Origin of the sequence: Neobacillus sp. WH10, assembly GCF_030123405.1 — a bacterium.
Classification (GTDB): Bacteria; Bacillota; Bacilli; order Bacillales; family Cytobacillaceae; genus Neobacillus.
In genome coordinates this window covers 321,565-347,581 of the sequence record NZ_CP126110.1, presented here as the reverse complement: position 1 = coordinate 347,581, position 26,017 = coordinate 321,565, and the positions used below count along the sequence as shown (strand labels likewise).

Sequence of the window (26,017 nt, the reverse complement as noted above, 5' to 3'; positions counted from 1 at the left end):
ATGGTAGTTAGAAATACATTATTGGGGGTAAAAAAATGGTCCTGCCAAATTTTGATGAGAATTTGCAAAAATATGCGAAACTTTTAGTTGCGAAAGGAATTAATGTTCAACCTGGTGATTGGGTAAAAATGACCATTACCGTTGATCAAGCTCCTTTAGCTCGTTTTATTACTAAAGAAGCTTATGCTTTAGGTGCTGAAAAAGTAATCGTAAAATGGTCCGATGACGAAATTAGCAAGCTTCATTACTTACATCAACCAATAGAAGTACTGACCAACATTCCTGAATACGAAATTCAAGAATCCGAAGATCATGTATTAAACCATCGCGTGAGCCGTCTTTCGATTGTATCAAGTGATCCAGGATTACTAAATGAAGTCGATCCGGCTAAAATTGCGGCCTATCAAAATGTGTATGGAAAAGCATTCAGTGCCCAGCGCATTGCAACACAAAATGATGATTTGAAATGGACCGTTGCCGCTGCTGCTGAAGCAGGCTGGGCTTCCAAAGTATTCCCAGACTTAGCAACTTCCGAAGAACAAGTCGATGCCTTATGGGATCAAATCTTCAAAACCTGTCGTGTCTATGCAGAGGATCCAATTGCCGCCTGGGATGACCATAAAAAAACATTGAATGAAAAGGCAGCGAAATTAAATGAAATCCAGTTTGATGCTTTGCACTACACAGCACCTGGTACAGATTTAACTTTAGGCTTACCAAAGAACCACATTTGGGCATGTGCCGAAAGTTATAATCCAAAAGGGGAAGAATTTATTGCCAACATGCCTACGGAAGAGGTCTTCACTGCTCCTGACACACATCGTATGGAAGGTGTGGTCCGCAGCACAAAGCCGTTGAGCTATGCTGGTACATTAATTGAAGGTATTGAAGTGCACTTTAAAGATGGCAAAATTGTGGACATTTCTGCTGAAAAAGGAGATGAAACCATTAAGAAATTGGTTTTTGACAACGAAGGTGGAACTGGCTTGGGCGAAGTTGCCCTAGTACCAGACCCATCACCCATTTCTCAATCTGGTATTACCTTCTTTACAACACTATTTGATGAGAATGCATCCAATCACTTAGCAATCGGTGCCGCCTATCCTACTACAATTCAAGGTGGGACGAAAATGAGCCAAGAAGAATTATTAAAACATGGCATGAATACTTCCACTGTACACGTTGACTTCATGATTGGTTCTGACAAGATGGATATTGATGGCATTAAACACGATGGCACCATTGTTCCTATCTTCCGTAATGGAGACTGGGCATTTTAGACTTTTCTTAATGACAATGTTTGATTCTAGATCCTTACGAACAGTTTGTACTGTTCGTAAGGATCTAACCCTATTTAATCAAACGATTGATTAGTTTTTGAAAAAAGGAGCCAATCCCCGCTACTTAACGCAACAGGGATTGACGTCAAAATTTACTTTATCTCTGATAAAGCTACTTCCTGATAGGCTTTAAAGAAAGAACTACAAAATGCATCCCACTCCATCGCAGCTTCCATGGATCCTTCACTTACTTCACCGAGAACAGGTCTTTGCAGCAGGTCTTCTAGCTGTTCTGAAAAAGTTTGAATCGTTTCCTGAGAAGCTCCATCAAGAACATTACTAACAAAATCTGACGGAGAATACCAATCAGCTACTCTACTGATATCACGGTAAATTTGGGTTAATAGAAGATTACGTGGACCTTCCCATTGTTCGTTTACCACGACATCACGGAATATCCGAGGAAGTGAGGAGAACTCTTCCATTACCCCATGACCGGCAAACACCGAGATTGCCTCTCGTAATATTTCCACACCTTCTTTCGTAGTGCCAATTTTCTGCAATAAAATAAGTTCACGTAGATTAAATAGTTGTTTCCTAATATCAAGTGGATGATCTGATTTAAGCCCTGGGTTTAGCGGCTTTTCAAGACGTAAGAAAAGATCATAAATTTTAAATGCACCCGCCGTTGCCCGTTCAGCGGCATTTTCTATTAGCTTTAATTTGCTAGCTGCAAGTGGGTAGTCTTTGATTCTTTTTCCAAATACCGTACGGAATTCACTATAAAGATTCGCTTCCCTTGATGCACGCAGCATAAATCCGGCACAGGCAATTCCGATTTCAAGACGGGATAGCGTCAGAACAATTCCCACTGCTACAGCTATGCCTTTATCTTTTGGACCGATTGGATAGGCTAGGGCACCATTATATTGAAATTCGCCTGTTGGAACCTCAGCAGTACCCATCTTCCATTTAATCCGGTTAATTTGATAACCATTTCTCTTTTCCTTCTCTTTATCACCTGGAAGCCACGAAGGAACAATAAATGTTGATACCTTGTTTGAACCTGAAATTTTGGCTGTAACAACGGAATAGTCGGAATGTGCGACAGAGCAAAAGAATTTATTCCCATATAATCGATAGTTTTTTCCATCCGGAACGGCTTCCAATAGATTAGCAGGCAAATCAGAGCCACCCTGAATCTCCGACATAAACTGGGCGCCGATGGCAAAATCGCCGTTAACCCCTTCTTTTGTATGCACCAAAATCTCATCAAGTTCCGGATGCTCTTCATCAGGAAATTCTTCAATTAGAGCAATTAAACCGTGGGTACATGTTAAAGGGCATGTAACCCCTCCTTCTCCTATTTGATGAATTAACATGCGTTTAACAAAACTTTCCCAAGATGTCATTTGACTAGAAAAAAGGCCTTCACCAAATACTCCCTTTTCTAACCGATGTGTTTCCATAGGCCGCACAACTCTGTCTATCCTGTGGTTAAATGCATCAAAGTGAAGCAAGTAAGGACGGACTTCCGGCCTCGCACTTTGTGCGGCTAAACGGTTCCATTGAGAAGATACCGTTGGAGAAAAGGAAAATATTTTTTCATGAACTTGCTCATACTCTGAACCAGTAAATTTTTTCACTGCTTTTTGTAAAAAAGGTTCATCACGATACCAATCGAGATTTTCACGCTTTTCAACGAATTCGTCGAAGCTATATGAATTTTTGCCTCTAGCTTCTGTGTCTTGGGAAGCTATGCTCATCAAATAATCACTCCTTATTTTCCATTGACAAATTAGATTATTCAGAATTATTATAATATTAGGTTTACGAAAACGTCAACTTGGAGGATAAATGAATGTCAGATGAACGTCTTTTTTCGATAAGCGAACTAGCAACAATGTTTGATATCAGCTCTAGAACGATTCGTTACTATGAAGAAGTCGGAATGCTAACGCCTGAAACGCGTGATCGGCTAACCAAACAACGAAGCTATACAAACCAAGAACGGAGAAGGTTAAAAATGATACTTCGTGGTAAAAAGCTGGGTTTTAGCTTGCAAGAAATAAAGGAAATGATTGAGCTGTACGAAGCTAACCCTGAAGGGGCTGCAGAGAAAAAGGCAATCATCCAGCATGCAAACCGTAAGATTCAAGATATTAATGAACAAATCTTACAACTGCAAATATTAAGAGATGAAATAATCACTCACAAAGAACGGTATATCCATAAAAGTGATTCAAATGAGCTGGACAAAGATAAAAATAAGAGTTGATAACTTAATTGTTGCTGATCCTATTCTTTCCTAAATAAATTAAACTGCTAAGGATGTCCTAGCGGTTTTTGATTTACTAGTCGGCATCTATATTCACCATTAGCATGAGATTTTTATCAAAAAGTTCGTGACCAATGACAATTTTTTTCGTTAACGGCTCCTAAAATATCCTCTATCCCTGTGATATAAAATGAGGGCAATCACTAAAAGTCCCGATGGTATCCAAACAGATGTATTCCCTATATAAGTTGTAGTAAATGTCCCTGTCAGTGCACCAAATAGAAAAGAAAGAATGATAACAAAGAATTTTTTAAACTGTTCTTTTGCTCCCTGATTATGTTCGATAAACGCCGAATAGGCTGCTTGTGTGGCTGTTCGAAGGTTCCCTGTTGTCACCGTTGAATTGTAAGACCACTTATCGAGTTTATTGAAAGTAGAGATTTGCAATGATGATACAAACGAAATACATACGGTTACTACTTTATTAGGCACACTGCTTGGCAAAATACCTACAAAGATCAGAACCACGCACTCTAATATAAGAATCGAACGTCTATAGCTATGTAATACTTGCCTTATATGGGGAATCTTAACGACTTCGGATACCAAAACACCTAGTATAAAAGCGAATATTGGCAGAATATAGAGGATTGAACCTCCCCACTCCCCATTTGCTACTTTTACAGCTAATAATACAATATTTCCTGTTTGTGCATTAGCAAATACCCCATCTCTGCTAATGAAAGTATACGCATCTAAAAAACCGCCAACTATAGCTAACAATACACCCAAACGAACAGAATTTGACGATAACGAAGGAATCTTTGTTTGTTTGTCTATCATAGGATGATCTCCTTGTATCTCTGATAATGTATTATTTTGCACCATGATATGCCTTTCTAAACTTCATCAGAAATTGCGAGATATAAGAAAATCGTCATGTAAATTAACCGTTAGAATGTACAAAAAATTAGCCTATTCTTTCACTAGTTGCCCGTTTGGGTGATCATTTGTTTTATTTTGTTACTTTAAGAGCGGGGCGATATTACTTCTCATTCCTCCTAACCATCAATCTAATGTCTTGTAAGAAAGAAACACGCCTACTGCTTCAAGATTGCAGTAAAAGTTGATGCATTGAGCAATTGGTATGTACGACGATTTAATCAAACGTTTAGTTAGTTTTTGCATGCCAGTCATACCAACGGCTTTAGCGATTCAATCAAACGTTTGATTAGATTTTGGCTTCAACTCGAAGGAAGTGCCCTCCCATGTCCACTGGAGGTGGACAAAAACGCAAAATGTCCACGAATGGTGCCTGACACCATTACCATCATATCCATAGTCTTTTCATGTAGTCGTTTAGGAAGGTACCTTGTGGGTCTAGTTCTTTTCTTATTGTTAGGAAGTCTGGGAGTTTTGGGTAGAGGGATAATAATTCTTCTTTGCTTTGGTTGTGCATTTTCCCCCAATGCGGTCTTCCCTCGTATTTCTTCATTATTAATTCCATATCCTGAAAATACTCTTCATAGGGCATACCTTTGTACATATGGAAGGCGATATAGGCAGAATCTCTTTGGTAGGAAGGACTGAGCCAAATGTCATCTGCCTTGACGGTCCTACATTCTATTGGAAAATGTACTTGGTGCTGCTTTGTTTCAATACATTTCCGAATCTCTTGAAGTGCCGACTTGAAATGATGAAGTGGAATGCAGTATTCTATTTCCCTGAATTTAACTAATCTTGGAGTAGCAAAGAGCTCATGACTATTTGCTGCAATAGCTGTGCTTCCAACAGCCTTAGAGGATAACCTGCTGATGGAGCGGCTGCTCTTTGGAAACAATCGGCAGATCTCTGAGAGGATGAAAAACAAATAGTTTTCTAAGAAAAGATTATTAAAATGGTGGAACGACAAACTCTGAGGCTTTCGATCTGTGACGTTCATTGTTTTAATTTGGACGATATCTGAAAAAGGGAATAAATAAAATTCGAAATGTCGGTTTGCTGTGATGTAGTGATCGAGTTGTTGTTCAAACTTCGAATAACGAACCTTCTCGCTTCTATATTCGTACACAAGGCTTTTAATCATTTTTAGTTTGACTTTAACGATAATTCCGAGACCCCCTAGCGAAACAAGACAAGCTTTGAAATAGTGAGGGTTTTGTTTCTCAGAGACTGTGAGAATTTCCCCAGATGCAGTTACCAGTGATAACTCCATTACCTGGGTTGAAAGATTACCAAACTCCAGTCCCGTGCCATGGGTTCCCGTCGAAATGGCTCCCGCTAAGCTTTGGACATTTATATCCCCAAGGTTTTCTTGGGCATATCCGGCACGACCAAGTGCTTCTCCTAATTGAAATAACCTGGTACCGCCTAAAACAGTTACGGTACTATTTTCTTCATCAATCTGTCCAATCCCGCTCAAAGAATCAAGCGAAACTAACCAATCTTCTGTTTTCACTAAACTAGTAAATGAATGCCCAGCTCCGACTACTCTGATCGTCTTCTTTTGCTTAGAAGCTTCTTTTACGATCGAAGAAACCTCCTCTATAGAAGAGGGATAGAGAATTTTTTCTGGAGTACTCTCACATGTACGCGCCCAATTCTTCCACGTTCTTCCTTTTACTGTCTTGATCATAGAAAACATTTACCTTCCCCCCGGTAAGTATGATAACGGGCTACGATTTGCTCGTCAGCTAAACAAACGATTTCGTTAAAACGCTCACAAATTTCTCCGGATTTGGCAGCCCGGAAAATAATTGCATCTCCAATTTCAAGTGCTTCCTGTTCATAATAAACCGGCGTTTGCACTTCTCCTGCTCCCTCGAACGGCAACAACTTGCCCCCCGGCGGGTAAACGGGCTGAGGGACTTTATCCTTTCCATGCGGTCCGGATGAAATATAACCTCCGCCAAGACAAGTATATATATTTGGAGCTGGCTTTCTGACAACAGGAAGAGCGTAAAATAAGCTAGGTTTAAACCGAAAGTTCCGATAGTAATCAAACAGCAGCGGGGAATAGAATCCTGACCCGGCTGTAAGCTCCGTGACAATTTCTTCTTTAGATGTTGAATCAAGGCTCCCTGTCCCGCCTCCATTCACAAATGCCAACTGCAGCCCTTCCCTCTCGAGGGCTTGAACAATTGTCTTCCTTCTCACTTTGATTTTAGTTATTGATTTCCTTTTCATAAAAGCGATAACACGATTTTTTAGATGCTGTGCTGGCATCTTGTCACCTACTCCGGCAATTTGTGCTTCATAGCCCATGATTCCCAGAAGCTTTATCCTTGGAGACTGTTTTATTTTTAATGCAAGCTGGATAACATCCTCTTCATTTTTCAACGGAGAGCGTCTTACACCAAAATGCATGCTGCCAAACTTTGTGCTCATATCAACATCAATGCAGAGATAGAACATTCCATTTACCTTTTCAGCTATCTCTTTTAGATGATCAATGTGCTCTGGTGAATCGACCATACACGTGATTTGTGTTCCATTACTATTATGTTGGGCTATTTGAATGAGTGCTCCCTCATCCCAGCAAGGATAACCTAGCAATATATCATCAAAGCCTTTTTCCGCAAGAAAGACAGCCTCATGCGGACTAAAGCACATTAAGCCTTTGAAAATGGAATTTGATTGAAAAATCCTTTTTAGAACAGGAACAGACCTGATTGATTTGGTTGCAATTCTAATCCTTTTTCCATTTGCCATTTCAGCAATTTTCTTGCAGTTATCATCAAAAGCACGTACATCTAAAATTAAGGCTGGAAGAGATACATCTTTAACTACGCTTTTTAACATCAATGACATCAACTCACATTTAGATTTTAGAAAAAGAGCTTTTACTAAATAATAAACCATAATACAAAATAGATGAAAGTTATTTTTATAAAATTCAGAATTTTAATAAAGAACAAAAATGGTGCCAGGCGCTGTTCGTAAAAAACTGAAACTTAAAGTGTCAGTCCCCCGTTACGTTAAAGAGACGAGGGACTGACAGCTTTGCATGTTATTGGGACTTGTTTTCTCATGCTCCTTTTTTGTGTTATCTTAAAAAATATAAAGGATGTGTAAATACAATGGATTTTTCTAATAAAACTGTAGTCATAACAGGTGCTGGAAATGGAATCGGAAAAGGAATTGCCTTACATTATGCAGAAAAAGGTGTAAATGTCGTTTTAGCAGATATAGATGAAAAAGCAGGCACTCAAACAGCTAGTTCGATAAAAGAACAGGGCGGGGAAGCACTTTTCGTACAAACAGATGTAAAATTGGAAACGGATATCATTCGGTTAATGGAAGTAGTCTATCAAACATATGGTCAGATAGATATTTTAATCAATAATGCAGGAAAAGCATTATTCAAGTCTCCATACGAACTAACGGTAGATGAGTGGGATGACGTGATTAACACAAACTTAAGAAGTGTTTTCTTGGGGTCACGTGAAGCAGCAAAATATATGCGTCATAATGATGAAGGTGGATCGATTGTAAATATTGCCTCCACAAGAGCCATCATGTCTGAGCCCAGTTCAGAATCGTATGCTGCCACAAAAGGTGGAATCGTTGCCATTACACATGCGCTTGCAGCTTCATTAAGCAATGATAAGATTACGGTTAATGCCATTTCCCCCGGTTGGATCGAAACAGGTGATTATACCAAATTAAGCAAAATGGATCATGAACAGCATCTATCAAAACGAGTAGGCAAACCAGAGGATATTGCACGAGCCTGCCTATATTTAACAGCCAAAGAGAATGACTTTGTTACAGGCATTAACCTTGTCGTAGACGGTGGAATGACACGGAAAATGATCTATGAGGAGTAGAAAGTAATTCTAATTAAGCAATAAACGGAGTACAAAGTATACGATAACAATCGGAAGTAACAGGTTGACTCCATTATAATTCTAGAGTCAAAAAGACATATCTTGAATAGGACAAGGATCTTGCCTAATCAATCAGATTAGTTTTAATCAAACGTTTGATTAGTTCATGTATGCCAGTCATTCCAATTGGTCTGGCTATTTAATCAAATGTTTGATTAGTTTTTGGAGATAATTCAGCGGCCTTTCCATAACCGCAGACTTTTTTTAAAAAGAAATTGCGACGAGCCGTCACTATGCTTCCTCGTTAAAAGGGCACCTTCGTTAAATAAGAAGGTGCCCTTTTCGTCCTCGTATTCTTTAAAATCTCTATTTATTCCCTTCCATCGCTCTCACTTTTAGTGAGTTTTCAATAATCAAGTCAAGCAATTCACCATAAGGAATCCCTGCTGATTCAGCACTTTTTGGCAGCAGGCTATTCTTCGTCATCCCTGGTAATGAATTAACCTCCATGACATAGGGGATACCGTTTCTAATCATCATGTCGATTCGGGCATAAACACTGCATTTCAGTGATTTATAGCAGGTCATTGCAGCAAAAGCAACTTTGTCATGTGTTTCAGGCGGAAGCTGGATTACCTCTTCAATCGTAGCCACATCATTATATTTGGACGTATAATCAAAAAACTCTCCCTTATGCCGAATGGAAACAATAGGTAAGAGCTTTCCATCTAATATAGGACAAGTGATTTCTTCACCTTTTACATACTTCTCAATGATTACTTCAGGATCCCATTTGAATACTTCAGCAATTGAAGACTCTATCGTATCTTGATCATAAACAATTTTTACTCCTACACTTGACCCGCCCGAATTAGGTTTCACCACTACTGGGTAACCCATCTTGTCAATTTCATCCAAGTTAAGTTCTTCTATATTCGTAAGGTGAATCCAATCCGGTGTTTGCACTCCTTCATAACGGATAATTTTTTTTGAGATATTCTTATCCATGCACAAGCTGCTGGACAGTACCCCGCTCCCTGTATAAGGAATACCAAGGGTTTCAAGGGTACCTTGAATGGTGCCGTCTTCACCGTACATCCCATGAAGCGCAAGTAATGCAACATCGAGATTTTTCACCCTATCTACCAAATCTTCTTTGTTATCTATTTGAATTGGTACAATTTCATATTTATCTTTATTTAAATTCGCAATCATTTCTTCACCTGTCATGAGCGAAACTTGTTTTTCGGAGGAAACGCCTCCCATAATTACGCCAACTTTCATTTTCTTAGCCTCCAAAATCAATTCTTAATGTGTCACCTATGATTTTAATTCCCTGCGTAATCTCTCTTTCCTTCAGCCTGGAAAATCCTAACCGCAATGTGTTCTTTCCACTACCGTCCGTGTAAAAAACATCACCTGGCAAAAAAACTACACCCTTTTGATAGCATTTTTCTAAAAGACTTCGAGAATCGATGTTATTTTCTAGTTCTAAAAAAAGATGAAGTCCGCCGTCACCAGTCATTCGTTTAAAAGGAATGGATTGTTGGCAAGTATGAACAGCTAATTCATATTTTTTCTTATAAACTGATTTAGCTTTTTTTAGATATTTCTCAAAGCAGCCGTCATTTAGATATTGGAATAACACTGCTTGATCTAAGGTAGACGTATGAATAGTACGAGCTCTTTTCATACTTTCCAAGTAATAAATCAAATCCTTATCAGCTAAAATCCATCCAACTCGTAGGCCGGGAAAAAGAATTTTAGAGAAACTGCTTATATAAATTACATTGTTGCCGATTCCTGCAAAGGCAGCCAACGGTGCCAGATGTGATCCTGAATACCGTAATTCTTCATTAAATCCATCTTCAACGATAGGTAGTTGATACGCAGAAAAAAGATCCATGATCTCCTTCCTTTTCTTTGAGGACGTAACGATTCCAGTTGGATTATGATAAGACGGGATTAAGTAGGCAAAATCATATTCCTTTTTCGATAAAGACGATTCAAGTTCAGAAACATCGATACCGTCATCATCCATCTCAATTCCATCAATATCAAAACCATGTAATCGAAAGAGCTTTAACGCCGTATGATGGGTTGGATTTTCACAAATAATCCGTCCGTGCTTTTTATTTATAGAGGATAAAAGGAGATCCAGACCTTCCGTGAATCCATTAGTAATTAAAATATCTTTATTTCTAATGTCTACACCTTTAATTTCCATATAATGAAGCAAGTATTCGATCAGTGGTTTATATCCTTTGGCATAACCATAGTTAAGAACGATGTTTCCTTCAATAGCCATCCGATTTAAGAAGGCTCTTTTAAAATTTTCTACATCAAAAAGCTTTTCATCGGGGGCGATACTATTAAAGGAGATCATATTATGATTCCAACGTACTCCATGCTTCATTAGGTCTAATTCATCTGCCAAATAGGTCTGCTCATTGATTTTTTCTGTCCAATTCAATTGGATCGATGCGGATTTCAAGGTCTCCACATGACTGACAAAGTTTCCTTTTCCTTTTACCGCGTAGATAAGACCTTCCTGTTCCAAATCGGCATAAGCTGTTAGAACGGTATTTCGGCTTATCGATAGTAACGAGCTGAGTTCACGAGTGGATGGAAGCTTTTGATTCTCGAGCAAGTGTCCGTTTGTAATCATTCTTTTCAGATATTCCTTCAGTTGAATATAGACAGGACGGCCTTCTATAAGCTTAAAATCGTTAAACACTGCTCTATCCCCTTTCTAACATTTTTACACGTTTGGAATGATTCCAAAAGGTCCACGCCATATGTAATTTTCCTGTCTTGTGGTAGGGTGCCGAAGAATTTAATCAAACATTTAATTAATTTTTGTACGTCAGGCATATCAACAGGTTCATCCATTTGATTAAACGTTTAATTAATTTTTAGAGAGGAGAAATTTGCATACATAGAAAGACTCCAGTACAACACCGGAGTCAACTAGTAAAAACTTAAAGCAGGACAAGGAGCCTTGTCCCCTTGTCCCTAGAAAATGCTTAAATCCCAGCTATTGGCTATTTGTTTTAGTAACAATAAACCGGCTACACTGCTCCCATAGTCGTCAACGGCCGGCCCATAAATACCTATTCCGCATCCCTCCATAAACGGAGATTCTTCGGTTCTAACACGATTGGGGACGCTTGCCATAATTCCACCGGATACTCCGCTCTTTGCTGGCAGGCCGATAAAGGCAGCAAATTTTCCTGAAGCATTATAAATTCCACAGGTTAACATTAAACTTTTAGCTATCCTAGCTAATTCTTTAGGAAGAACTTGCTCTTTCCGGATTGGATGGAACCCATCATAAGCAAGGACTAAGCCGATTAATGCAATGTCTTCGGTATTTACTTCGATTGAACAATGCTTCAAATAAACCTCTAATGCTAGTTCAACATCCCCTTCTAAAAAACCATTCTCTTTCAAATAATAAGCAATCGCTTTATTTCGATTGGCCGTTTGCCATTCTGACTGGAATACTTCCTCATTAAATGTTGGACGTTTTCCGATCATTTTCTCCATTAATAAACAGATCGGTTCTAATTTATCATGCACAGTAGCTCCCGGAAGAAGTGAAGAAACTGTAATGGCCCCAGTATTAATCATGGGATTAAAAGGCTTTCCAGGTTTATGCATTTCTAAACGAACAATGGAATTAAAGGGATCACCAGTTGGTTCTAAGTCTACTTTTTCTAATACATAAGGAATTCCATAGTGCAAGCACACTGCGATAAAGCTAATCACTTTGGAAATACTCTGCAAAGTAAACATAACATCCCAATCGCCAGACTTTATTATCGTCCCATCAGATCCTATTATGCAGATACCTAAATGAGATGGGTTTGCCTTTTCTAAAGCAGGAATGTACGCTGCATTTCTTCCTTCATAAGTAAAAGAACGATAATGTGAGACCCAATCATCTACTAAATTTATATATTGGTACTCTTTTTGAACTGTAGCATCCTTTTTGGTATTTCCCATTTTTCTCACACCTTGCTCTATAATATACTGTATATGTTTCCTTTCTTCTCCTGTTTTGATAACCTTTCTGCAATAAGATCAAATGGATTATTATTAATCACAATTATTCTAAACTTAGAGAACCGAATTGAACAATACTACAATCAAAATATGATTGTATCTACACTTCGATGTGATATCCGGAAGTCGCTTGAAAATTATTTAAATCGCTAGGGAATTTTATAATTTAATTAAACGTTTAATCAACAGTATTGTGGCCTTTTACATAATAAAATGCAATAATTTTTTCCAATTCTGGTTTTTCTAGAACAGTTTTTTGGTAAACAATTAAAAAAACAGCCGAAATCCACATCAGCTGTTTTTAATCGAAGAGATTATTTCGTTTTACTTAATAGATAGTTATCCGCATGCTCTAAATCTGCAAGAGAATCGATTTCAAACCAGTCATCGGAATTGATTTTTGAAATTTTGACATTCATCTTACTTAAATTAGCCTGAACAATGTTATCCCAATATAAATCTTCGTAATGGCCATTGCCTATGGCATCCTCTAAATTTTTCTTAATCAATAATCCATCTTGTTGTGTCCAGTATGACACACCGGCGATAATATAATCAGATCCATCGTCAATAACGATTTCATGAATTCTATCATCCTTATCAAATTTTAAGATCCACTCTTGTTTAAAATTCTGTTTGAATCCTGCGAAGTAGGTAGAGAACTCCATATCTGTTTTGAAAAAATTATGGGTCATAAAAACATCTGCTTCTGTCACATAAGCATCCTGTAAATAATCTCTAACAAGGTACACTGTATAGATATTATTATAGATATTGTATTTATTATTATGGACTAAGGTCACACCGTACGCTTCTTTTAGGTAGTCAAACTTTTCATGAAGATATCCAGTAACGACGATAATCTCATGAATCCCTTTTTCCTTTAAAAACTTAATTTGCCTTTCAATCATTGGTTCACCAGCGACTTTTACTAATGATTTTGGTGTATCGTTTGTCAAAGGTCGTAGTCTTGTTCCCATGCCTGCAGCTAGGATAATTGCTTTCATCTAAAGTCACCTTCTAAATATTGTTTATCAAAATCAATAAAATTTCATGCTTTATAGTTAAGAAAAGCGCAAGCGCCCGTTAAGCGACGTATGGACTGGAGCACTTTGACTTATCGTAGGGAAAAGGGCGAAGTACACTAGCCGCTGGGCGCTGGAGCTGGACAATTCTCAAAGTCGAAAAATTTATACTTTCTTATCTTTTAAGAAAAGCGCATGGCGCCTGGAGCTGGACATTTCTCGAAGTCCAATGGTATTAATTCTTATATTACCAGAAATAAAGAGTCATGGATTCATGACTCTTTATTTTTTAATTCGCTTTTTTCATGGCTTGCGGTTTTGATATTGGAAGATATTCGTCTTTTTTAATAATTCCATTTGCTCGATCCATTTTTTCTAATTCAAGAGCTTTTGGAACTGAAATCCAATAGGCAAGGATAATGGCAAGAATACCACCACTTAGTTTTCCAACCATAACCGGAAGAATCATGGAAGGCTGAAAGTTAGCAGTAAAGGCAAGATGATCTCCAAAAAGAAACGCAGATGTAACGGCGAAGGAAATGCATATAACCTTATCTTTCGGCCTCATATGCTTCACTAAATTAAACATCGCCAAAATATTGGCAGATGCAGCTAGTAAGCCTGCACTTCCTTCCGTGCTAAGACCCATTTTCCTTCCAATAACTTCTAGTGGCTTTGCTAAATATTTTCGAATCATGTACACCATAGGGAAAGCTCCTGATAGCATGATTCCAATATAACCAGCGATTTCTAATGCACGGAACTGATCCTCTGTATCAGCAATAATTGGGCTGAATCCCCATGCACCGAAAATTTTACTAAATACTCCTGTAAAATATTCAACAATGGAGAAAACCAGGACAAGCTTAATCCCTATATCCATTATTTTGCCAAACCACATAAATCCTTTAATCATTTTGTCTGGAATAAAGCGAAGACCCAATGCAATCAACACCACGACGATAATAAGAGGCGTTAAGTTCAACAGTAATGTCGAGAATTCTGGTCCAAACGTATAGGTTGATTTTGCACTTGTAGAAACATGATCTCGAACTTGGGTATTTGTTAATTTCATAATAAGACTACTGATAAAGACGCCAATTGGAACACTTAAAATACCGGACATAACACCTAAGGCCATATATTTATGATCACGTTTTTCTAACATGGCTAAACCGACTGGAATACTGAAAACAATTGTTGCACCAGCCATATAACCAACTGTCATAGCCATAATCCAGCTATCTCGCGAATGTGCTAGAACGTCGGCCAATTGATAGCCGCCCATATCTACAGCAATAAAGGTAGTCGCGGCGATGGATGGGTCAGCACCAATTGCTCCAAATACAGGTCCAAAGATATGTTTAATAAATAAGGATAAATACGGGACGGAAGCCATAATCCCTGCAACTGGGACAAAGATAGGTCCAATGGAATACAATCCTGACATGAACTCTTTTCCAATTCCATCTTCTTCATTACGAATTGCTGCGATTGCCCCGACTATTGCACAAGCCATTATTATGTAGATAACAATATTACCTATAATCGCCATTTTTTCACCGCTCATTCTATTCATTATTTTTCGAAAAATCGACTGGTGACTTATGCTCATACGTTAAGGTAGTTAGCTAAATTCTCTTTCCCTCTGTTATAGCGATCGAGTGAATAATCTTCTAGAAACGGATCTCCCATCGCTACCTTTGCAGCGCTCCACATACTCCAATACATATCTTGCATAATTTTATGAATTTCAATTTTTTTCCTATCTTCTATGGAAGGGTTGTTTCCAAAATACTTTTTGAAGAATAAATCTTCTTCGTCTTTTGAATAGCTGCATTCAAGGGAAACGGCTGCAACGTCAAACAGAATGTCGTAATTTCCGCTATATTCCCAATCAATTAGATAAAGAGTATTTTCACCGCTCTTAATAAAATTTTCTGGAAGACAGTCAAGGTGACATGGTACGGTATTGAGCCCAAGGTCATTTAATTCTTCTTGTAACGGCATAAACTTCTGTTTTATATCAAGATAATCACGGAATAATTTCCCGTTTGCTTCAAGTAATACTTTTTCATAGTATTCCGTTCCATCAAATGGATCAAAATCGACCATAAACTTTTGACCACTGGTATGAAGCGTTTTTAAAACATTTGCAATGAGCTCCATATTCCCTTCTCTTTTTGCAGTCGTTGGATTAAGTGTTTCTGCATCAGTGATAAACTCTGTAATTTTTAAACCCGTCATCTCATTAAAATAAATGGTTCGACTATCGAGACCTAGTTGAAGGGCAATCGATGAATTTACTTTTTCATTTTGCCGATTGATGGTCTTTTCTGTTCCCGTTCCAGGTACTCTAGCGACCAACTCGTTCGTAGAAATGCTAACTTTATAGTTGTTATTCGTTAGCCCACCAAGTTTTTCAATATTTTTAATAGAATCCGATTCCACTTCTAAAACTTCAGCAAGTAATTCTTGGACATATTTTTCCCTTACTTCTAGTTCTTTTCTCTTTAATTTTGGATAGATTAAATATCTAAGATTATTGTAGTGATCAATAGTATCGATTTCGCTCCAAATTAAATCATCAATTTTTTCAAAACCGATATTATGTCTATGAACTAAATTCAGTAGTGAATATTCGTAATTAAAATAAGGATTTTTATTGTGCTTGAAATTTTCTATCATATGACGGTAGGTTTCAATTGAAATTTTAGACAGGCCAATAAATTCTCCATCAATTTTATTCAGTTGATGGATATCTTTTGAAATTTGGCAAATGTAATGATCCCTGATTTCTACTAAAACCTCGTCACCTGAACCAGATTCATTGGTTAGGAGCATGGCGTTTCGGTTAGGATGATTAAGGAGATATGTTATGGCCCGTTCCTCAAACACGAGATCGCTTTCAATAAGGAGAAAATCATCCTTCATATGCTCAGACGCTAAGGCCAAAGAATGCATGGTTCCTGTCCATTTGTATTTCTCACAATATATTAAATGTAAATTTCTCTTTTTGGCGAGTTCTTCATAATATTCCTTTTTATAGCCGGTAATAATGGTGATATCATCAATACCATTTGCATTTAGAATCGTAATGATCCGTTCGATAATCGTACTTTCTTCAATCTCAAGAAATCCAATAGGTATATCAAAGGGCTTTCTTTCCCCTGCTGCTAAAATAACCGCTTGATTAGGTCGACTCACATTCATTAATCCCCTTTTCTTTCATTTTCATAACCAATAATGAACTGTCTCGTAGATTGCTTCTTGAATAATTTTTGTTACATATGTCAAAAATCTGATTCTCACTTCATTTCAAATCTTTATAAGCGTTACAATTTATTGTTCAAATTTTGAACGATATAAAAATATAATAATTACCTAAAGTTGTCAATAGTTTTTTTGAATATACACATAGATTTCTAATATGGTAACTGGATGAGATAAAATTCCTGAAGGCAGCCTTCGTTCTTTTTAAGAACGCTTCTTTCTTTTGGATATAGCTTAAATAAAGAATTATTTGACAGCTATTCCGGTGTCTGTTACAATAATTCCCAATAAAAGCATACAAATTCGTTGATGAGAAAAAGTATCGTTTCGTCTTGATCCACAGAGAGCTGACATTTTGGTGCAAGTCAGTGTTCGAGTGTTACGTGAAAATCCTCTCTGAGAAGTTAGGCTGAAATCTGTAGTAAGTCTAACCGGGCGTCTACCGTTAAAAGGAACACGTATGATTGTACGTTGCTAAGTGCTATTGAGCGGATCAATAGAATTAGGGTGGTATCGCGGTTAACCCCGTCCCTTTCCATGGGACGGGGTTTTTTGTATGTTTTTAACCATTTTTGAAAAGGAGCGATATCGATGAAAGTGAATGAAAGGAAGGAACCGGTTGTACAGCGTGAGGAGAATATCCGTCATTTTTGGACAGAAAATAATACATTTAAACAGTCTGTTCTATTAAGAAAAGGTAAGACACCTTTTGTTTTTTACGAAGGACCGCCAACTGCAAATGGTCTTCCCCATGTAGGTCATGCCTTTGGGCGAACAATCAAAGATGTGGTCGCGCGTTACAAAACCATGCAGGGATTTCATGTAGAAAGAAAGGCCGGCTGGGATACACATGGTCTGCCGGTCGAGCTAGGTGTTGAAAAACAGCTTGGGATATCTGGAAAACAAGAGATAGAACGGTTTGGTATCGGGCCTTTTATCAATAAATGTAAGGAGAGTGTGTTTACCTATGAGAAGAAGTGGCGCTCCTTTACAGAAGAGTTAGGTTATTGGGTAGATATGGACAGTCCATATATGACATTAAGCAATGAGTATATCGAAAGTGTATGGAACATATTAAGTAAAGTTCATAAAGATGGTCTGTTGTATAAAGGGCACCGTGTATCGCCATACTGCCCGAGCTGCCAAACTTCTTTAAGTTCGCATGAGGTTGCACAAGGCTATAAGGATGTAAAAGATCTATCGGCTACCGTAAAATTTAAACGGCTTGATGCGGACGAAGAATATTTCTTAGGGTGGACCACTACACCTTGGACATTGCCTGCAAACGTTGCACTCGCAATTAATCCAACTTTGACTTATGTCCGTGCCCAAAAAGACAATGTAGTGTATATTGTTGCAAAATCATTAGTAGAAAAAGTCCTTGGTGACCAGGTCATGGTGCTAAGTGAACATAGCGGCAGCGAATTTGCAGGAATACAGTATGCCGCACCATTCCATTATGTGGCTGTCGAGAAAGGACATCATGTTGTTTTGGCAGACTACGTCACTGAAGCGAGTGGAACAGGGATTGTTCATATTGCCCCAGCCTACGGTGAGGATGATTATAAAACAGTAAAGCAACATGATTTATCGTTTATCAATGTTGTTGATCAACAAGGACGGTATACAGCAGACGTTATCGAGCTTGCGGGGAGATTTGTCAAGGACTGTGACGTTGAAATTATTAAAATGCTTTCTGAACAAGGAACGCTTTTTCATAAAGAAAAATATGAGCACAGCTACCCGCATTGCTGGAGATGTGACTCGCCATTACTTTATTATGCAACGGATAGCTGGTTTATCAGGATGTCAGCCTTAAAGGAGCAGATGCTGGCGAACAATGACACCGTTACTTGGTATCCAGACCATATTAAAGAGGGACGGTTTGGGAATTTTCTTGAAAACCTCGTTGATTGGAATATAAGCAGAAATCGCTACTGGGGAACGCCTTTAAATGTTTGGATATGTACTGATTGTCATCATGAAGTGTCTCCTGGCAGTATCAAGGAACTGCAAACCCTAGCAGCAACGCCGGGATCAAATGAGATCGAGCTGCATAAGCCCTATATTGATGACGTACAGTGCAGCTGTCCGAAATGTAAAGGGATCATGCAACGAACACCCGAAGTCATTGATGTGTGGTTCGATAGTGGCTCGATGCCATTTGCACAGTACCACTATCCATTTGGAGATAAAGAAACATTCGCATCACAATTCCCTGCTGATGTCGTTATTGAAGGGATTGACCAAACAAGAGGCTTTTTCTACAGTCTGCTTGCTGTTTCCACCCTATTTACCGGTAAATCACCATACAAAAACGTTTTATCACTTGGACACGTACTTGATGAGCATGGTCACAAAATGTCTAAAAGCAAAGGCAATGCGTTAGATCCCGATGAACTCATAAAGGAATACGGTGCGGATGCGTTGCGCTGGGCCTTCTTAATCGATAGCTCGCCATGGAATCCAAAACGCTTTTCGAAAAAGATTGTCCAGGATGCAAAATCAAAATTGGTGGATACGCTTGATAATACGTATAAGTTCTATGCCATGTACGCGAAAATAGATGGTTTTGTCTATGATCCAAAACAGACTGGTACGAAAACACTCTTGGATGAATGGATCCTCTCACGACTAAATAGCACAGTCAAGCTGGTTGTAGACTATATGGACCGTTATCAATTTACGCAAGCAACACGTGAGATTGCAGCATTAGTCGATGAATTGAGCAATTGGTATGTCCGACGCTCAAGAAATCGATTTTGGGCATCCGGACTTTCAGATGATAAAAGAGGCGCTTATTCAACATTATTTGAAACACTTTCGACAATCAGCCGCTTGCTGGCTCCATTTGTTCCATATGTGGCAGAAGATATCCATTTGAAGTTGCATCAATATAGTGTTCATTTACAAGACTATCCTAAAGCTAACGACTCCATGATTCATCCTGATTTAGAGGAAGACATGCAAACAATCCTAAAAATAGTGGAGCTTGGCCGCAGTATTCGCAATTCTTCAGGCATGAAGGTGAAGCAGCCTTTGCAGCAAATGATTGTATGGCGTAATGATGGGAAACGGCTTTTACAGGCTTATACAAACATCATGAAAGAAGAGCTGAATGTTAAAAATGTTGTTTTTACAAGGGATTTATCACAATACGAAGCGACTGTCTTCAAATTAAATTTTAAAACGGCAGGTGCGGCGTTTGGCAAGCTGGCAAATACTGTGAAAGAATATGTTGATCAAATGCCAGAAAGTGAGAAAAAGTTATTATTAGAAGGTGGTCAACTTGAAATCGCTGTAAATGGACAAATGGTATCATTATTGAAGGAGCATATAAATGTCGAATATATCGTTTCATCTGGCTTCGAGATGGCGGGAGATCAACAATTAAAAGTACTATTAGATTTAAAACTCACACCTGTATTAGTGGAGGAAGGTCAAGTTAGAGAATTAATCAGGGCGGTTCAAGATACTCGAAAAAAATTAGATTTGCCTGTCGAGATGTATATATCGCTCGATTTTTCAACAACGGAAAGGAGTAAAGAAATCATTCAACGCTTTGAGGAACTGATCAAGGAGAATGTGCTTGTTCACCAGCTTAGCTTTAACACGCAAAACGATGGCGAACAGTTTTTTGAAGTAAAATTTGGAGATGAGATAGTAAAAGTCTCATTGAGGTATTAAATAATAGCATAAAAAAGAGGCACTGCAAACAGTTATATGTTGTGAACTGTTCGCAGTGCTTTTTTAACTCAAAAAACTTTGTACTTGATTAGGTACGTCTTTATTTAGTTCCAGTAATTTAATCAATCGTTTGATTAGTGTGATCTGACAGTCATGGCGACTCTTCTAGCGTTTTAATCAAACGTTTGATTAGTTTTTTTAACCAGACACTACCTTGACTCTAAAGATTTAATCAATCGTTTGGTTAGTTTTAGAATGCCAGATATACCAACACCTCCAGTGATTTAATTAAACTTTTGGTTAGTTTTTGGGGCGGTTCTTATGCCTCTTATAGTGAAGCAGGTGAACCGTCCCCCTGCTTCTCAATTTAGCTATTTTAAGGCAGCGCAATGAGTTGAGGTGAAAAATGAAGGCTGTCCTCAAAAATCGATTTTCATCGACTTCTGGGACAGCCCGGGTAGCGTCAGGAAAATGCGGATTTACAACGATAAGGAAATTCCAAATTAAAAAGCCCAACTTCTCTGCAAAACAAAATAGAGAAAGTGAGCTTTTCAGTTACTTCATTATTTTTATTTGAACTAATATAAAACTGCTAAGTTGATTTTTTAGCTCAGCTATTTATTGAATTCATTAACTGGAAGAAGTATTCAGGTTTATGAGTCTTATTTAGGTTATACCATGAATGTAATGTGTCGGGTGCAAATACATCTAATTTTTTCAGTACTTCCGTCGTAAATTCTAGAGGTGCTACTCCTGATGCAGTAATCAAATTCTCACCAGATACCGCAGGTCTCATCTCATAAAATTTTTCTCCTTTATAATTAGGACAGACCATTTTAATATACTCTAAGTCATTGCTTGTGTGTTTTCTAGAATCTAAGTATCCCATATTCGCAAGGGCCTCAGTTGCACCACAAATTGCAGCAACAATAGTACCAAGCTTTAAAGCTTCGCCAATTTTTTTTAAGATAGGTTGATGAATATCTTCTCTCCAAGTAGTACCTCCAGGTAAAATTAAAAGATCCTTACTTTCAAGTGTACATTCATCAGGGGAAATATCTGGTTTTATGCTCAGTCCTCCCATCGTAGTAATAATTTCTTTATTGGCTCCTACTGTAACTACTTTTAAAGGTGCTAAATCTTTTTTGAAATATCTTCCTGAGTTTAGTTCAGCAATTAAATATCCATATTCCCAGTCTGACATTGTATTAAAAACATAAAGATAAACTTTTTTTGTTTGCATCCAATAACACTCCAATCACAATTGATATAGCCTATTATAATATAACTTCCCTGACAGTTAACGTCAGGGAAGTTATCATACTTGATGAAATTTTATTAATTCCGACAGAACTTCAATAAGTCTTTTCTTAAGACTTATTGGCTCAATAACTTTAATAGATTTACCGTACGGTAAAAGTAAATAAGGTACATATGTATGTATCATATCTTTTTCAAGAAGAAAAACTGCTTGATTTGAAGTCCGTTCTTGTAAATAATGTCCTAAAAACCAATGTTGGCAAATATCACCCAACGTCCTTGTATTTCCATTAATAACTAAAGAAATAATCCCTTCCTTATCTTCTATAGTTGAAAGGAGGTTTTTCATAAAAAAGTCACGTGCTGAAAAATTTTCTGGCCGGTTAAACTTATTTTCGGTTAGCATTAGACTTTCAATTCGATCTACTCTAAAACTACGGATATCATTCCTAAGATGACAAAATCCAATCACATACCACTTATTATTCCAATAAATAATTCTGTACGGATCAACCAATCTATACTTTGATTGATCTTCGCCACTTTTATGGTAAAGAATTTTTAAAGAGTATCCGTCAGCTACGGCCTGCTCCAACTCCTTCAAGAAAGGTTCCATAGAGAGGGAACTTAATCTACTTATTACTTCAAGACTGGTCAAATGTTGGTTTATCTTTGTTTCCTGCTCTTGATTTGAATATTTGCTTAGCTTTGAAATAGCCCTATTTAGTGCTTCACCACCATAATATCCAGCTTCTTCTGCAAAAACAGCAGCATGATAAAGTGAAGTTTGCTCCTCAAAATCAAAAAAAAGAGGAGCCTTAATAAAATTGTTCAATAAAGTGTATCCACCGTTATGTCCTGGTTCTGAAATTATAGGTACGCCACTTGTTGAAATTGTATCAATATAACGATACACAGTCCTTATATTCATCTCTAACTTTTCTGAAATTTGTTTTGCAGTAATTTTTTCACCTGAACGAAGCATCCATAGAATTGCTAACATATTGTCAATTTTAGGCATATAATTCCACCTCTATATGAAATTTATTTTCTATTATATATTTCCGATTTTTGGTATAACTCATCAACTGTTCCTTTCCGATAGCTTTCTATATAATGAGGCCCTAGACACATTTGTAATTTCACAAATTTGATTTACAGTCATATCTCCCTCTTTATAAAGCTTTACTGCATAATTCATTCCTACATGATTTTTATGGTACTTCTTTAACCGACCTTTAAACTTTCCTTCTTTTTTAGCCAGTTCAATCCCTTCACGCTGCCGCATACGGATAAGATCACGTTCTAATTGGTTTACACCCGCCATAACCGTAATTAAGAATTGGCTGTAGGGATTATCTTCTGATAAATCTAGCCATGTATCTTTTAAGGATTTTAAATTTGCCTTTTTACTCCGTATGTTATCGATTAATTCAAATAAATCTTGTGTACTACGAGTAATCCGAGTTAAGTCCGTAACATAAATGATGTCACCTTCTTGTATATCCTCTAACATTTTTTGAAGTTGCTCACGATCTTTTGTTGCTCCGGAAACTTTTTCTTCAAAAATAATATCCATTCCGATTTCGTTCAGTTGCTGAAATTGCCTTGAAGGATTCTGGCTAGTTGAACTGACACGTATATAACCGATTTTTCGCAAAATATCACCTCATTTTTGAGACAAGTCTTATGAGACGCTCTTAACTATGATTTTATCAGTCTCCTACACTTGTATCAATAGAGTACACTCTATTGATATATAATTGAACTAATTAACTGAATAATTACAAAAATGAGATGATACTGTATGAAAATGGCAAGAGGTAGAGAATTGCTTACACCGGAACAGCGACAAGCCTTTATGCAAATTCCTGAAGATGAGTGGGTGCTAGGAACCTACTACACTTTTTCCAAACGAGATTTAGAGATTATAAATAAGCGAAGGAGAGAAGAAAACCGTTTAGGGTTCGCCGTTCAATTAGCCATTCTTCGGTATCCCGGTTGGCCATACACTCATATCAAAAGCATCCCAGATTCAGTCATACATTATATATCGAAACAAATCAGTTCTACTCCATCTTCACTTAGCCTTTATCCTCAAAGAGAAAATACACTTTGGGATCATTTGAAAGAAATTCGTAATGAATACGACTTTGTAAATTTTACTCTAAAAGAATATCGAATGACATTTAAGCACCTTCATCAATTAGCTTTGGAAAATGGTGATGCCATTCATCTACTACATGAATGCATAGATTTTTTTTAAAAAAACAAAATCATACTGCCAGCTATCACTACACTTGAAAGAATGGTGTGGGAGGCAAGAGCAATGGCTGAAAAGAAGCTATTTAATACGGTTAGTCAATCTCTGTCAAATACGCAAAAAGAAAAGCTTGAAGAGATCATTACTTCGTAGCATCCATCCGAATCCAATAAAACTATATTGGGGTGGTTAAAGGAACCACCTGGTCATCCTTCACCCGAAACATTTCTAAAATTAATAGAACGACTTGAATATATACGGGAAATGGAATTAGAAACGGTAAAGATTAGTCATTTGCATCGCAATCGCTTGTTACAGCTATCTCGCTTAGGTTCAAGATATGAGCCTTATGCATTCCGTGACTTTCAAGAAAATAAACGTTATTCGATATTAACCGTCTATTTATTACATCTTACTCAGGAGTTAACGGATAAAGCTTTTGAAATTCATGATAGACAAATACTCAGTCTGTTATCAAAAGGCCGCAAAGCTCAAGAGGAGATTCAGAAACAAAACGGTAAAAAGCTGAATGAGAAAGTTATACACTTTACGAACATCGGACAAGCTTTAATCAAAGCAAAGGAGGAAAAATTAGACGTTTTTGAGGTTTTAGAATCCGTTATTGAATGGAATTCTTTCGTCTCTTCGGTGGTAGAAGCTCAGGAGCTTGCACGTCCTGCCGACTATGATTATTTAGACTTACTACAAAAACGATTTTATACACTTAGAAAATATACGCCAACGCTCTTAAGGGTATTGGAATTTCATTCTACAACGGCAAATGAACCACTTTTACAAGCTGTGGAGATTATCCGAAGAATGAATGAATCTGGGAAGCGAAAAGTGCCTGATGAATCACCTGTGGACTTTATCTCGAAGCGTTGGAAAAAACACTTATATGGGGATGACGGTACAATTAATCGTCATTATTATGAAATGGCTGTTTTAACAGAACTAAGGGAACATGTTCGTGCTGGTGATGTATCCATTGTGGGCAGTAGACAATATAGAGATTTTGAAGAATATTTGTTTTCGGAAGATACTTGGAATCAAACGAAAGAGAATACGAGGTTATCAGTTAGTTTATCATACGAAGACTATTTGACAGAGAGAACCAGCAGCCTTAACGAAAGACTAAAGTGGTTGTCTGCCAATTTTAATAAATTAGATGGGATTTCTCTTGAAAAGGGAAAACTGTCAATTTCACGCTTAGAAAAGGATGCTCCAGAAGAAGCAAAGAAATTTAGTGCAAGTCTTTATCAAATGCTACCAAAATAAAATTAACCGATTTACTTATGGATGTTGCATATATAACAGGATTTCATGAGCAATTTACTCATGCTTCCAATAATCGAAAACCAGATAAAGAAGAAACAATTATTATCATGGCTGCCCTTTTAGGAATGGGAATGAATATTGGATTGAGTAAGATGGCTGAAGCCACACCAGGACTTACATATAAGCAACTAGCCAATGTGTCTCAATGGCGCATGTATGAAGACGCAATGAATAAAGTCCAAGCCGTATTAGTAAATTTTCATCACAAATTACAATTGCCTTCCTATTGGGGAGACGGTACAACTTCTTCGTCAGACGGAATGAGAATGCAGCTAGGTGTTTCATTACTACATGCAGATGCAAATCCACAATCCCTCCTGAATCTTTTACATCTCAGGTGGGATTTTTATAATAAACCTTTTTTCGAGAAATCCATACTAAGGGATAAAAAGTCCTAATTCAATAAGGGCTTTACATTGAAGATTTATATAAACAACGTGTACCCTTGAAAATGAGCCTCGCAACATGGAATTCTACAACCATTAGTTGCTATGAAGGCAACTAACAAACGCCTAAAGGCGCGCTCAAGTCTTTGTTATAGGAAAGATATCGTTGTCTCCCCAATAAAGAATATTACCCTACATTTAATACGTTAAATACTTTGTTTATTGAGTTGAGATATCAAGTATTCACTGTAGCTTTTCACTCCAATTTTCCTTCTTAGAGTACTTTAAATACTCCTAGTTTTCGTAGTATTGTTTTTTCGGGGGGATATG

General features: G+C 37.5%; 17 protein-coding genes, 1 pseudogene and 1 other annotated feature. Of the genes and pseudogenes, 5 read left to right on the top strand and 13 right to left on the bottom strand.

What is annotated here, in order from left to right; all coding sequences use genetic code 11:
* The first annotated feature begins 35 nt into the window (after nucleotides 1–35).
* Nucleotides 36–1,280 carry an aminopeptidase gene (locus QNH20_RS01745; RefSeq protein ID WP_283921232.1) on the top strand — a complete coding sequence of 415 codons (1,245 nt, stop codon included), beginning with the start codon at nucleotides 36–38 and terminating at the stop codon, nucleotides 1,278–1,280.
* A gap of 152 nt (nucleotides 1,281–1,432) precedes the next feature.
* Here the strand turns inward: QNH20_RS01745 and QNH20_RS01740 are convergent, their stop codons facing one another.
* A complete protein-coding gene (locus QNH20_RS01740; RefSeq protein ID WP_283921231.1) occupies nucleotides 1,433–3,046 on the bottom strand; it encodes an acyl-CoA dehydrogenase family protein in 1,614 nt (537 codons plus the stop codon).
* A gap of 95 nt (nucleotides 3,047–3,141) precedes the next feature.
* On the opposite strand from QNH20_RS01740, the gene QNH20_RS01735 reads away from it, so the two are divergent.
* Nucleotides 3,142–3,558 carry a MerR family DNA-binding protein gene (locus QNH20_RS01735; RefSeq protein ID WP_283921230.1) on the top strand — a complete coding sequence of 139 codons (417 nt, stop codon included), beginning with the start codon at nucleotides 3,142–3,144 and terminating at the stop codon, nucleotides 3,556–3,558.
* 150 nt (nucleotides 3,559–3,708) lie between these two features.
* Here the strand turns inward: QNH20_RS01735 and QNH20_RS01730 are convergent, their stop codons facing one another.
* From QNH20_RS01730 to QNH20_RS01720, 3 genes are all read right to left on the bottom strand, one after another.
* Nucleotides 3,709–4,401 carry a YoaK family protein gene (locus QNH20_RS01730; RefSeq protein WP_283921229.1) on the bottom strand — a complete coding sequence of 231 codons (693 nt, stop codon included), beginning with the start codon at nucleotides 4,399–4,401 and terminating at the stop codon, nucleotides 3,709–3,711.
* A gap of 487 nt (nucleotides 4,402–4,888) precedes the next feature.
* Nucleotides 4,889–6,190, bottom strand: a complete 1,302-nt coding sequence (locus QNH20_RS01725; RefSeq protein WP_481858083.1) for a D-arabinono-1,4-lactone oxidase — start codon at nucleotides 6,188–6,190, stop codon at nucleotides 4,889–4,891.
* Nucleotides 6,190–7,359 (bottom strand): amino acid deaminase/aldolase, encoded by a 1,170-nt coding sequence (locus QNH20_RS01720; protein WP_283923326.1) that lies wholly within the window; start codon nucleotides 7,357–7,359, stop codon nucleotides 6,190–6,192. The genes QNH20_RS01725 and QNH20_RS01720 overlap by 1 nt, the downstream gene beginning before the upstream one ends.
* 278 nt (nucleotides 7,360–7,637) lie before the next feature.
* On the opposite strand from QNH20_RS01720, the gene QNH20_RS01715 reads away from it, so the two are divergent.
* Nucleotides 7,638–8,387: a glucose 1-dehydrogenase gene (locus tag QNH20_RS01715; RefSeq protein WP_283921227.1), complete on the top strand. Its 750-nt coding sequence runs from the start codon at nucleotides 7,638–7,640 to the stop codon at nucleotides 8,385–8,387.
* A 366-nt stretch (nucleotides 8,388–8,753) separates the two neighbouring features.
* On the opposite strand, the gene QNH20_RS01710 is transcribed toward QNH20_RS01715, so the two are convergent.
* From QNH20_RS01710 to QNH20_RS01685, 6 genes are all read right to left on the bottom strand, one after another.
* A complete protein-coding gene (locus QNH20_RS01710) occupies nucleotides 8,754–9,671 on the bottom strand; it encodes a D-alanine--D-alanine ligase (protein WP_283921226.1) in 918 nt (305 codons plus the stop codon).
* 4 nt (nucleotides 9,672–9,675) lie between these two features.
* Nucleotides 9,676–11,124 carry a MocR-like pyridoxine biosynthesis transcription factor PdxR gene (pdxR, locus tag QNH20_RS01705; protein WP_283921225.1) on the bottom strand — a complete coding sequence of 483 codons (1,449 nt, stop codon included), beginning with the start codon at nucleotides 11,122–11,124 and terminating at the stop codon, nucleotides 9,676–9,678.
* A 278-nt stretch (nucleotides 11,125–11,402) separates the two neighbouring features.
* Nucleotides 11,403–12,395 (bottom strand): glutaminase, encoded by a 993-nt coding sequence (locus QNH20_RS01700; RefSeq protein WP_283921224.1) that lies wholly within the window; start codon nucleotides 12,393–12,395, stop codon nucleotides 11,403–11,405.
* Nucleotides 12,396–12,769: 374 nt separating this feature from the next.
* The gene (locus QNH20_RS01695; RefSeq protein ID WP_283921223.1) at nucleotides 12,770–13,462 is read right to left on the bottom strand and encodes a sugar phosphate nucleotidyltransferase; all 693 of its coding nucleotides are present in this window, start codon (nucleotides 13,460–13,462) and stop codon (nucleotides 12,770–12,772) included.
* Between the two features lie 307 nt (nucleotides 13,463–13,769).
* The gene (eutH, locus tag QNH20_RS01690; RefSeq protein ID WP_283921222.1) at nucleotides 13,770–15,035 is read right to left on the bottom strand and encodes an ethanolamine utilization protein EutH; all 1,266 of its coding nucleotides are present in this window, start codon (nucleotides 15,033–15,035) and stop codon (nucleotides 13,770–13,772) included.
* 56 nt (nucleotides 15,036–15,091) lie between these two features.
* Complete coding sequence (locus tag QNH20_RS01685; protein ID WP_283921221.1) at nucleotides 15,092–16,687, bottom strand: NTP transferase domain-containing protein; 1,596 nt, start codon at nucleotides 16,685–16,687, stop codon at nucleotides 15,092–15,094.
* A 363-nt stretch (nucleotides 16,688–17,050) separates the two neighbouring features.
* Nucleotides 17,051–17,289 (top strand) — a binding site (T-box leader).
* Between the two features lie 55 nt (nucleotides 17,290–17,344).
* Here QNH20_RS01685 and ileS point away from each other — a divergent pair.
* Nucleotides 17,345–20,440, top strand: a complete 3,096-nt coding sequence (gene ileS, locus QNH20_RS01680) for an isoleucine--tRNA ligase (RefSeq protein WP_283921220.1) — start codon at nucleotides 17,345–17,347, stop codon at nucleotides 20,438–20,440.
* A 610-nt stretch (nucleotides 20,441–21,050) separates the two neighbouring features.
* On the opposite strand, the gene QNH20_RS01675 is transcribed toward ileS, so the two are convergent.
* From QNH20_RS01675 to QNH20_RS01665, 3 genes are all read right to left on the bottom strand, one after another.
* On the bottom strand, nucleotides 21,051–21,683 hold the full coding sequence (locus QNH20_RS01675) for a type 1 glutamine amidotransferase family protein (protein WP_283921219.1): 633 nt from the start codon (nucleotides 21,681–21,683) through the stop codon (nucleotides 21,051–21,053).
* A gap of 75 nt (nucleotides 21,684–21,758) precedes the next feature.
* On the bottom strand, nucleotides 21,759–22,721 hold the full coding sequence (locus QNH20_RS01670; protein ID WP_283921218.1) for a helix-turn-helix transcriptional regulator: 963 nt from the start codon (nucleotides 22,719–22,721) through the stop codon (nucleotides 21,759–21,761).
* Nucleotides 22,722–22,784: 63 nt separating this feature from the next.
* A complete protein-coding gene (locus tag QNH20_RS01665; RefSeq protein ID WP_283921217.1) occupies nucleotides 22,785–23,360 on the bottom strand; it encodes a recombinase family protein in 576 nt (191 codons plus the stop codon).
* Nucleotides 23,361–23,507: 147 nt separating this feature from the next.
* Between QNH20_RS01665 and QNH20_RS01660 the strand changes: the two are divergent.
* Nucleotides 23,508–25,609, top strand: a pseudogene (locus QNH20_RS01660) (Tn3 family transposase); the annotation flags it as partial.
* Nucleotides 25,610–26,017 lie beyond the last annotated feature (408 nt).